Raw genomic sequence first — 10,123 nt, 5'->3', positions numbered from 1 at the left:
GACCTAAAACATCAATCATTCGGACTCCAACGACTAGTCTAAAAACTAGTATTAAGACTATCACTAACTTAAGTGATACCAACTGTCTGGAGATTCAGGGGGCCAGTCTAGGGTGATTCAGTATTTCCGTTTAGAAAAGAGTACTAATTTGGCCCTGTTCGCTCTTAATTTGCCATCCGGGAAAAAGTCATAGGGATAGGCCTGCCAGAGTCAATAACTTCCAGTGATCTGGAGGAGACCCCGGCTCTCTGAGCCCTCATGGATGGTACGGCTTTACCCCTTGTAAACAGATTCACGTTCCGCAGGACAAACATCGACTACTGACGTCTCATATTTGCTGACGCTAATCCGACGTCTCATTGCCGTCTGCTTGTTTTCTTTAAAGGGTGTATTAGACGAATATCAAATCGGAATGGTAGGGGATGTGTGGGCACCATGCCCGGCCCTCTTTGAGCATCTGAGAGATTGGAGACCTAGCCGGGTAAGATAGCTACTTTCTTACGGGTTACCCTTCAAATCCAAAGACGAAACGGACGCTGCCGTTCTCCACGTGGAGACGCTTTACTTCTTCGACAAATTCCTGGATCACCTCTCCGGCGTTATCGGGTGGTATGGCTGACAAAATTTCTTCCGAAGTCAGCCATGAGTATGAATGTTCACCGAATAAATCATCATCTTCGGACGGTATATCATCAGGTAATCCGCGTAATGCGTGGATAAAAACTGCTGATGTGCTCGCCCTTTCACGATCTACATCAAATCCGAGCCAGGCAAAGTGGAGATATGATCGGTCCCCTTTATAATTGCTTGATAAATTAATCCATTTACCAGGCTTTTCTTCCCTTTGAAATCGCCAGCAGATATCAACGCCCATTAAGAAACTCCATTACTATCGTTCGTATGAGATAACTATCATTTCAGAATACTATGACTTCTTCCCGTATAGAACTAATCGCTCACGCCATTTAGCTACTTACTTTTTTTACGTACGCTTGCAGCGCAGTACCTTGAGAGAAGTAAGTAAGACTGGGCGAAGCCAACCGGTTCCGCCACCTCGCTCACCGGCTTTTAGGCGTAAGCACTGAAGTCAGCCTCCATGCTAACTGGCGAGCCTGCGAAAGTCAGACTCGTTGTTATAAAGCGGCATATCGTAAGCAGTGTCTGAAATGAACATTCGGATCTGCTCAAGCGTCATGCCACAATGAAAACGGGTTACGCTCACATTGGCCCGGGGGAAGTCAGCACAAAATGCATTCAAAACATTCTCATGGACAATACCAATGTTGATTAACGCAGCTGGCCCGTTGTCACGGAAAGATACGACACGGAATCCCCCATACCAGCCTGACTGGGAGAAAAATGAAAATGCACTCGTTGCCAGACCATTAGACAGGTCATAGCGCAATTTCCCGCTCAGAGACTGGCTGTCTCTGCTGTACACGCGATTAATGAAAATGCCGGGACCAACTTCTACCGGCTGCTTGTTGCTTGCTAAACACGGAAAGCCCACCAGCGAAACCTCCCTTTCTCCTAACCAGTTTACCTGATACCCGGCAGTGAGAAAGTCAGTCAGTTCTACGCCAGAAAGAGCATTAATGGCCGCAATATCGGTATCCAAAATATTTACGTTTTTCATATTCATCTCATCTATATTCTAAAGTGCGTTTTTTGTCTATCAGCCCGAGGATTGAAAATTTGAATATTTAATGTGACAGAAAAATACCTGTCACCTTTTCAAAAACTGCCTGCAATTGAATATCGAGAGAGTCCATTTTAAAATCCACCAGCTCAGCTTTATTATCGCAAACCGAATAAAAATAGGAGTCAAATGCGTCTGTATCTTCATCTTTAAAAATACGGAAGGAATTAATTTTATTATGCCCTTCAAATTCGGCATGAATACCATAGCGAACCGAGCCGTCATCGAACTGAACAACCCGTCGTACAGAATTAATCCGGACGTACTGTTTTAAGGCCCTCGCGAAATCGGCATTTAACGCCAACGCTCGTAAGATTGAATCAGCGGTTTCATTCTGCTTTTTACGATCATATTCAAACATCCCACAGCCGGTGTTACGAAAGACCGGCTGAAGAGCATTAACCAGGTTGAAGGAATCCACGTTTCTGTCGTTTCTGTACATGAGATATCTCCTGCCCCTCCGCTATACGAAGGGGCTTGATAGGGTTACTGCCAGGCTGCGATCACTTCTTCGCACTGGAAATGAGATAAGCACTGCTGGAGTAAAAGGGCCAGCACCGCTGTGTTAGGGACGCGATTGTTACACCACGCGTTGAATAGCAGCTGCCATGGACCGGCATAATACCCGGCCAGTTTCTTTTTTTGTTTATCTGTGCAGCAGCTGGAAATGGCCTGCTGATAAAGGCTTTCATTCTCGGCACCAGAGCGTTGTTGCAGTGCCTGATAAATATAGGAGTAGACAGAATCGGAGCAATTAGATGCATAGGCCAGATTGGTTTTCATAATACCTCCTGTGTTTTTGGGTATTATATAAAACTCCGACCTACTGGCTAATAACCCACACTGTAATTTCTTTTAAAAACACAATAAATTTTCAAAATTGGACCAGTGTGGATTTAAGCGAGCAGTTTAAATCTTTATGAACTAGCTTTCAAAGAGGTTGGTTTTTCGGGAAGTTTTTTGCCAGACCAGCATGTTGGTTTTTTTTCTGTAGTGCAGATTAGCTGGTACCTGCCCCTTCTTACCTCTTTGAGCAATGACTGTTTGAAATATGGTAAGCCCAGTTCAAAAACCCAGTAACGACCGTCTGCAAAAACGACTGAATTTTCAACGCCATCCGAAGCCACCAAGGATGCATCATTAAGTAGACGTTCTTCATAATGAAATGGTAATGAAAATGTCAGATATAACGCACAAAGTACAAAGATTCCTGTGAGACTAACTGCCAGTGAACCACAATAACCAGAATAAACATTTAAATTTCTTTTGATAAATTTCTCATGCAAGATTACAAGCAGACAGAATACACAAGCTACCAGCCCAAATCCTACATGCAGATAAAACTGTCTTATTTCATCATTCCAGACGATGTTGTCCCATTTCGTGCTTAAGATTGAACCCAACAAGGAGATAATAAAAGCGGCAATTTGAGAACTGATAAAGTAGGAGAAAGCTGACTTTGAAGTTATTTTTTTCATAGAAACAGGAACCTCTTTACCTCGTTCCTGATCAGAGAAAAGACACAAAACGCACCATGCGCAAAAAACTGCAAGTCCAGATGCAATAATCTCGCGTAAAAACATATTAAACGTTTCCGATAATGAATAAGTAATTACCATATCCTCTCCGTAAGTCTACATATAATTCAGACGTGACAAATAATTAAAGGCATTGCTATTCTATCATTATGCATTGCGTTTAAAATCATTTCTAATTCAGCAGAGTAGCGATACAGGCATTTCGCTATCCTAAAATCTGGTAGCTTTCCATTTCCTTGCTGAGATAAATCAAAATAATTCTATTTATTGCCTATTCGGATGCTGCAAAACCTTATAAATCCGGATGTATATCACTTAACAGTGAACCATTCGGTGACTTGCTCTCCGTGAGGTCCACCGGGTTTATCCAGTAGGGAACATTCTGCTTTTACCGTTTACTGCATACGCGAGCAGGAATTCTGTTGCAGTTCTGCATTTGCCTGCTTTTCCAGTGCTGTCATAACCCGGCGGAGCATCGCCAGAGCCTGAACAGGCGAGCTCCCAAACTGCACTTTCACTTCATCCGTATCATGATCCTGAATCAGGTCGAGGATGTTCACTTCGATCCCTGCCCCGTTTTCATCTTTTGCCGTGCACTGAATACTTACCCGGGTCACCGAATCCGTCAGGACTGGCAGTGGGTTAGTCTTGTCTACGTTGATAAAAGCCTTCTTCATTGCCCTGTTTCCCCTTGTCCTGAAAAAGTTACCGACCCGTCCGGATGGAGGGGTCGGTCAGAAAATCATGCCTGTCCCTTATTCATCTTCTCAGCATGCTTACGCAGGTACTCTTTCAGGTCAGCATGAGCATTGATGATATCGTTCATTTCATCATTGGTCAGAACAAGCGTGTAAGTATCAGTGCTGACAGATTCACCTTCTTTAAGCTTGGCTTCTTCAGCAATACGTTCAAAAATCGGGATCGCGGTGTCGGCAATGACGGTCACGGTCTTTTTGTTCAGAACGCTGGACATGGATGGTGCTTTACCTGCCGGGTTCTGTTTAGGAGCGCTGTCCTTTGGAGCCGGAGCTGGTTCCTGTACCGGTGGCGTAACCAGCGTCTCTGTATTGCTTTCATCATTCAGTTGATCCGGTACCGGGGTGTTAACGGTAGCATTACCTGCCGGTTGCTCATCACCGGAGTTTTCCGGAGTCTGCGGATCTGCCATGCGCTCTTCTACCTTGGCAGCTTTGACGAATTTCAGCGTGTTTTTCGTCGCTTTACCATAGATGGAGATCGCCTTGTTGATGTTATCTACCGCATCCTCACCGCTGTACATATACTCGTCCAGCGCAACGTACATGCTCACCTGATCGCTCACAAGCATGGTCTGTAGTTCAGAAGGCAGGTCCAGTACGCGAACCATCTGGCGAAGATGCTGCTCTGATTTACCACGTTTTTTTGCCAGTTCCGCAAAGGTCTTAGGCTCTTCTTTATCTTCAACAAGACGCTTAATTGAAAGCGCTTCAGCTACGACAGACAGCGCCAGGTTGGAGTTGCCGGTCAGGGTGAAGAGTTCTGCTTTTGAAGCGCTACCGCGAAACTCTTCGCAGCGAATACGAGTAATGCGTTCACGCCCTTCTGCTTCCAGCTGGCGGTTTGCAATAGCGATGGAACGGATACGGCAAGCCCCCTGACGCAGTACAGGTACGCCATTAACCATCTGAACAACGATAGGCGTCACGCTGAACGGGTCTTCCATGTAGGCATCGGCCAGGCTGTTCAGGTGTTCCACAACGTGAGGCATTGAATAGTAGAGCTCGCCCATACCGGCCGTGCGGGTGTTAAAGCCTTCCTGCTCTACAACAACCGAAGGGTCAATGATAAGGCCGTTACCTTTACGGGCACCGTTACCAGTGCGTTCCAGGTAACCACGAAGGCTGATTTCGTTGCTGTTGTTTTTTACTTCAGTTTCGATTGCGGACATTTTTGTTCTCTCTTTTGGTTGGTTGTTTAACTGCGCTACAACACAACAATACCAGGTTCGACATTTTTTCTAATAGGTTGCACAGAAGAAAAAGTAACTTTTCTTAAAAAAAATTCCTGAGACAATACTACTCGATCCGTCCGTTTTAAATCTTCACAACAGTGGGCCGTTTTTACGTTTAAGCAAAATAGCTGGTTCAGAAGGTGAGTCGGAGAGAAAAGTTACTTTTCCGGTTGTCTGGGCCAGTGATGAGAGAGTGGCAGGACAGGAATGGCTAAACCGGTGCGGGTCTCTTGTAAGTCGCAGGGGATTGAGGAGATATAGAGGTAAACCGGTACGTTCAGTTTTTGGATTGAGCCGGGCTTTTGGCCCGGGCTTAAGGAAGCGGAAATTTGAACGAACTGGCAGGTAATGATTTATGCCGCCGACAGCTGGCCGTCAGTGCTTTGCTGTTCTGGTTTGACAGTTGGGGGATAACCGGCAGTTAGCCGCTGGCATTCCGCATCACAGAAAGCCCTGAGGTTGCTGAAGACGGACTCCATGAAATCAGCATGAGCATACGAGTCTACAGGACGTGTCTTGTTATCTTTCATCTTGTTCTCCTCAATCATTATTAAAACCAGCGGATTTAGTTCCTGGCGCTCCATCTGCTGACCGGCTTTCCCAGAGAGCAGCGATGTGTCGGGTTCTGTTTCTCATTTTATCGTTTTCATCGGGCCCATCCGGCCGTATAAGAGACCGATTTGGCATGTTTAAGAAACGTACTGGCGACATTAAAAGCTGAGGTTGGCTTTGGAATAAAAGGATACTTTTCCCGTTTGTCAGGTCTTTCGCTACCGCTGCACGATGATTCTGTCAGGCATTCTGCGCCCTCCTTGGCTGTACATCTTGAAACAAGCGGTGGGATGTTCCCTTCCCCCTGCTCACCGCAGAATAATTGGCAAGTCCCGACGGTCGTTCCGTACGAGCCGGGTCCAAATAATGAATAAATACAACGCCACTTCAATTGTATTGACAATAGAAGTTAGGAGGATCATAGTGTCATTCATGGTGCGGCTTTCGCACCACCGCCCCGGCGGTACCGGGCAGAACTGGAGTACCTCATGAAACTTTCCCGTCAGACGACTTCTGATACTTCTGTTGATGGCCGTTCACGCGCATATGCCTGGGGCCGTGTCCATTATTTCATTATCGAACATGCACCAATGGCTGAGCTGGTCGCTATTGACGAGCTGCTGGAAAAAGCTGGCTGGAGCAATGACGGCTGTCCGAACTATGAGAAAGATGACGAGTTTGGTAATGCTGGTTACAGCTGTGGTTACTGGATCGATATTGACAGCGTGGGAAGCTTCAAGGCTGACTACAAACGTCTTAAGGGTGAGATTAGTGCGCATATCGCCTCAAAGGCGGCAGAGGTGGAGATCCGCGTACTGGACTCGATGTCCGACAAAGAATGTAAAGATGTTGCCTCGGTGGCATGTACTGTTCGCCGTGACTTACGTACGCAGTCCGAATCGCTTCATTCACTGCGTACTATCGTAACGGTTGATCATTACAATCCCTATGTGATCACCAGCCGCCCGCTGAGCATTTCCGCCTGGACACTTATCCACGACTGTCTGAAAACCGGCACCATCAATGACGTCTGTTCACGGTTGAGTTCATTAATCCTGCACTCTGAAGCCGCGATTGCCCGTTGTAAGGGAAGCTCCGACTACTCTTCGGAACACGCTCAGCTATCGTTTTTTGCTGGTAACGACTATGTCACCAGACGCACCCTTGTTGATGCAGCTCACGAAGAGGCTCTGCGAATGAACCGCCGCTTTGATGAACGTATTGCAATGAACGCGGATTCTGATGCCAGAAGGCTCCAGTGCGAATTCAACCTGAGCAACCATGTCGTACAGCGTCGGACCGTTGAATCTGCTCATATCCAGGCAATCAACGAAGACGTCACCCGTTCACAGGCGGAACCACGCTGCCCTGGAAAGCTTCTTCTGAAAATGACCAGTCATGAGGAAGTGCGGGACTCACTGAGCACCTGTTAGTCCAGCGACACCCCCTGCGGCTCTACTACCGGGCCGCAGTCTGCTCCGGCCAGATGGTGCCAGTGGCGTAATGAATTTGTTTAATAAGGCTGAGTATGATGAATAAAGAACAACTAATCGACAAACTGGAACGCGTGGTATGTGGTCAGTACTCCTACGAAATGCAGGAGCTTGCGTATTCGGCCCTCTGCTGCATTAAAGGCACCCCGGACGACTGCGCTAAGTTCCCTGTTACGCGTCCGCTGCCTGACACCTTAGTGGACGTATGGGACGAGATCGGGCAATACCTTGGCACAGGCAAAGCCATTGAAACTCGCAGTTGCGGCGTTTCGCTTCTGCTTCATGGACACTGCTACGATTCAAATCATGTGCTGTACTGGCGCAATGCTGGCGCACTTCCAGCAGCTTGCGATACGCCACTGGCTGGTGGGTCTCGCAAACTGTTCACCTGCTCAGCCTGTGGAGTGGACGGTCTGGATGAACCACCTGAAACCAGTTGCCACTGCTGCACAGAGGGGGCCCACTGGATTGAGAGCAGGCTCTTCACCTCCGGGCAGGCAGACCCTGAAGAATTTAGACCCGTGGCGGTCGTGAAAGTGTGTGCAGGCTCAACGCCGGATGATCGGCTCATCTGGAGCGTGATTGAACAGCTCAACGGCGAACTGGCGGAAGGCGATAAACTATTTAAGCGACGCTGACAGATCACGTCAGCATTTATATCAGACGAACTCCAGAATAATTTAAAGCAACCATGAACATGAAAAAGCCCAAAGCTGCATTACAGAATGCCATGAAAGAAGATGTGCCAGCTGTGACACAGATTCAGATGCGATCTACGGTTTCCAGAAAGGTTCGCTATGTAAAACAGGCAAATCGAGAGGGTCTGAAATTATCTGAGTGGATGTCGCGGCATCTCGACGCTGTCTGTGATACCGCAGATGAGATTCATAAAGGCAAACGCTCAACTCCGGTTGCGCCTGGGAAGATTCCCCCTGAGGTATACCAGGTGATATACGATCAGTGCGGCGGGTTCGTGGAGTGTGATGCTAATGCCCAGGTAATCTGGGAAGCCTGCCGTGATGCCATTCTTAACGGAGACAAAGGGTAAACGGCAGGTATCGCCTGTCATTTTTACCCTTGTGAGGAAAATCCTGATGAACCATGAGAGCCGAACTGTATACCTGAACACGGCCATTGAGGCCCTGTTGAAAGCTGAGGCGGCTCTGAACGAGCTGGCATTAGCCTATGTACTCAAACCAGGTGAAAAGGCAAGCGCATGCCATCCCCGAACCGGTACGCTTTCCACAGCTTCCCAGGTAAGAAAACTTCGCCGTGTTCTAGAAAAAAACAAGTTATGACGGCCCTTATACGCTGGCATAATGTACCGTGCTTCGCTCATCCCAGCAGTATGGGTTTTAAACTCTTCCATTTTTAAGAGTACGGGAAGAGCCTTATTATTGTCGCATACCCTACGGATGCATTGCAGTTCAAACCGCTGTTCGGTGCAATTATTGCTGTATCCGGCGGATTTGAAAATGACAGAAATAGTGATGTAAAGCTCCGCCATTAAAGAAATGCCCCGTAGTTTGGCGAATCAACTTTCTGAATTATCTCGATGAACACCATTTAAGGAAATCGAATGTGTGATTTTTGCAGGGCTGACGAAAATTACTTTCATATGGCAGAATGCGTGTATGACCAACTGGTTAAAGAGTATCCCGTAATGTGGCTGCGGGATTCAACCCGGATCGGGGCCTGCTACCTCTGTCGAGAACTGCTGTCGCCGGAGGGGATGGTCCTGGCGATGCAGAGCGCTTTCCCTGCGAAGGGATGGCGGCTGCGTATTTGGTACAATGAAACCATTGACGAAGAGATAGAACCGCAGCGTGGAGACTGTATTGAGCTGTCCTCCAGGGCGGACGCTCTGCTGTCCTTCATGTCGTTCCAGGAAAAGGTTTAGCGCTGCGGCCCCCCTCACAAAAAGGCGCTTTCCGCGACAAATCTGGTACGACCGGACAACGTTGAGTCAATTCTTGCTTCCCCGCAGAAGAATCCCTATGAAGTAAAGTAGAGGTAGGCATTACGCCCACCAGCAAACCTGATAACTGTTCTTTGCGTAACATCCTCAAACTTCTGGTGCCTTCGTAGACTGCGATGCGAATGCCCATGAGCTGAATTCACCGTATCATTTGACCGGATGCAGCGAGAACAGAAATGACAATGTTTGAACGATTTGCCAGACGGCCATAAAACTCTACTGGGTACAGAATAAGGACTGACCGCAATGGCTACGTTCTATGAGCTACCGACCAGTGAGAAGTCCATTGTTTCCGGTACGTGCCCGGACGAGCACCGGTGAAATTTTTCCCGACTGGATTACGCTAAGGCTTTTGAACGGTTTGCGTGAAGTGGGACTCTTTGGGTCTGGTTCTTGATTTATACAAAAGGCTATATGCCACAAGACGGGAGGAAAAAAGGGTTTCCCCGACTGGAGAAACCCTTTCAAAAGGTGCCGATGGCATACTAATCCACACCCCGAAAAGAGGGGGTTGCCCCCCTCTTTGTCAGCTACTTACCGGATTCGTAGGCCAGGATAGCAGATACCTCCCTTGTTCCGTCTTTCATCCGCAACTCGCAAAGCGAGTTTCGTGTGAGCCAGGTGAATATCAACAGCGTTAAACAAACTATTAATATGCACAAAACAATGGGTTGGTTCGGCATTTTCATGGCCTTCTTCTCCTTGCATTTAAGCAGGCAAGAGGCTACTCTGAATGTGACTAGCATACAGGGGCCTCGGGTTGTACTGACCCCAAAAAGTTGGACAGTTAAACACGAGGCACATAGGTCTGGGTTCGATATTCAATTGGACTCAGACCTTTTAATTTCAGGCTAATTCTTCTGCTGTTGTAGT

General features: G+C 47.5%; 15 protein-coding genes and 1 pseudogene. 5 read left to right on the top strand and 11 right to left on the bottom strand.

Annotated elements, in window-relative coordinates; genetic code table 11:
* Positions 1 to 505: 505 nt before the first annotated feature.
* The 8 genes from ACMWKK_RS25345 to ACMWKK_RS25310 all read right to left on the bottom strand — a co-directional run bounded on the left by ACMWKK_RS25345 (position 506) and on the right by ACMWKK_RS25310 (position 5,757).
* Positions 506 to 874 carry a hypothetical protein gene (locus tag ACMWKK_RS25345; protein WP_000537761.1) on the bottom strand — a complete coding sequence of 123 codons (369 nt, stop codon included), beginning with the start codon at positions 872 to 874 and terminating at the stop codon, positions 506 to 508.
* Positions 875 to 1,099: 225 nt separating this feature from the next.
* Positions 1,100 to 1,636, bottom strand: a complete 537-nt coding sequence (locus ACMWKK_RS25340; protein WP_000800251.1) for a hypothetical protein — start codon at positions 1,634 to 1,636, stop codon at positions 1,100 to 1,102.
* A gap of 67 nt (positions 1,637 to 1,703) precedes the next feature.
* Entirely contained in the window at positions 1,704 to 2,141 is a 438-nt protein-coding gene (locus ACMWKK_RS25335) for a hypothetical protein (protein ID WP_000286108.1), read from the bottom strand.
* A 44-nt stretch (positions 2,142 to 2,185) separates the two neighbouring features.
* Complete coding sequence (locus ACMWKK_RS25330) at positions 2,186 to 2,482, bottom strand: hypothetical protein (protein WP_000856246.1); 297 nt, start codon at positions 2,480 to 2,482, stop codon at positions 2,186 to 2,188.
* Between the two features lie 134 nt (positions 2,483 to 2,616).
* Entirely contained in the window at positions 2,617 to 3,318 is a 702-nt protein-coding gene (locus ACMWKK_RS25325) for a hypothetical protein (protein ID WP_000237191.1), read from the bottom strand.
* A gap of 314 nt (positions 3,319 to 3,632) precedes the next feature.
* On the bottom strand, positions 3,633 to 3,914 hold the full coding sequence (locus ACMWKK_RS25320; protein WP_000708863.1) for a hypothetical protein: 282 nt from the start codon (positions 3,912 to 3,914) through the stop codon (positions 3,633 to 3,635).
* 65 nt (positions 3,915 to 3,979) lie between these two features.
* Entirely contained in the window at positions 3,980 to 5,164 is a 1,185-nt protein-coding gene (locus ACMWKK_RS25315; RefSeq protein WP_001272971.1) for a hypothetical protein, read from the bottom strand.
* 416 nt (positions 5,165 to 5,580) lie between these two features.
* A complete protein-coding gene (locus tag ACMWKK_RS25310; RefSeq protein WP_001371930.1) occupies positions 5,581 to 5,757 on the bottom strand; it encodes a hypothetical protein in 177 nt (58 codons plus the stop codon).
* Positions 5,758 to 6,267: 510 nt separating this feature from the next.
* On the opposite strand from ACMWKK_RS25310, the gene ACMWKK_RS25305 reads away from it, so the two are divergent.
* The 5 genes from ACMWKK_RS25305 to ACMWKK_RS25285 all read left to right on the top strand — a co-directional run bounded on the left by ACMWKK_RS25305 (position 6,268) and on the right by ACMWKK_RS25285 (position 9,172).
* Entirely contained in the window at positions 6,268 to 7,212 is a 945-nt protein-coding gene (locus ACMWKK_RS25305; RefSeq protein WP_000778029.1) for a DUF5417 domain-containing protein, read from the top strand.
* A gap of 95 nt (positions 7,213 to 7,307) precedes the next feature.
* A complete protein-coding gene (locus tag ACMWKK_RS25300; protein WP_224222681.1) occupies positions 7,308 to 7,910 on the top strand; it encodes a hypothetical protein in 603 nt (200 codons plus the stop codon).
* A gap of 59 nt (positions 7,911 to 7,969) precedes the next feature.
* Positions 7,970 to 8,320, top strand: a complete 351-nt coding sequence (locus ACMWKK_RS25295) for a hypothetical protein (protein ID WP_000743059.1) — start codon at positions 7,970 to 7,972, stop codon at positions 8,318 to 8,320.
* A 46-nt stretch (positions 8,321 to 8,366) separates the two neighbouring features.
* On the top strand, positions 8,367 to 8,570 hold the full coding sequence (locus ACMWKK_RS25290; protein ID WP_001015183.1) for a hypothetical protein: 204 nt from the start codon (positions 8,367 to 8,369) through the stop codon (positions 8,568 to 8,570).
* Between the two features lie 281 nt (positions 8,571 to 8,851).
* Positions 8,852 to 9,172 carry a hypothetical protein gene (locus ACMWKK_RS25285; RefSeq protein ID WP_000332796.1) on the top strand — a complete coding sequence of 107 codons (321 nt, stop codon included), beginning with the start codon at positions 8,852 to 8,854 and terminating at the stop codon, positions 9,170 to 9,172.
* 608 nt (positions 9,173 to 9,780) lie between these two features.
* Here the strand turns inward: ACMWKK_RS25285 and ACMWKK_RS25280 are convergent.
* The 3 genes and pseudogenes from ACMWKK_RS25280 to ACMWKK_RS25270 form a co-directional block, all read right to left on the bottom strand.
* Positions 9,781 to 9,900 (bottom strand): type I toxin-antitoxin system Hok family toxin, encoded by a 120-nt coding sequence (locus ACMWKK_RS25280; RefSeq protein WP_223152483.1) that lies wholly within the window; start codon positions 9,898 to 9,900, stop codon positions 9,781 to 9,783.
* Positions 9,848 to 9,958, bottom strand: a pseudogene (locus ACMWKK_RS25275) (DUF5431 family protein); the annotation flags it as partial. The gene ACMWKK_RS25280 and the pseudogene ACMWKK_RS25275, both read right to left, overlap by 53 nt.
* 79 nt (positions 9,959 to 10,037) lie before the next feature.
* Positions 10,038 to 10,123: IS3 family transposase (locus ACMWKK_RS25270; RefSeq protein ID WP_154846639.1), on the bottom strand; the 86-nt coding region annotated here is incomplete at its 5' end.

The organism is Enterobacter sp. 01-M-03-SI-ECC (assembly GCF_047530215.1).
GTDB lineage: Bacteria > Pseudomonadota > Gammaproteobacteria > Enterobacterales > Enterobacteriaceae > Enterobacter > Enterobacter chengduensis.
This window is presented reverse-complemented; position numbering and strand designations above follow the sequence as displayed.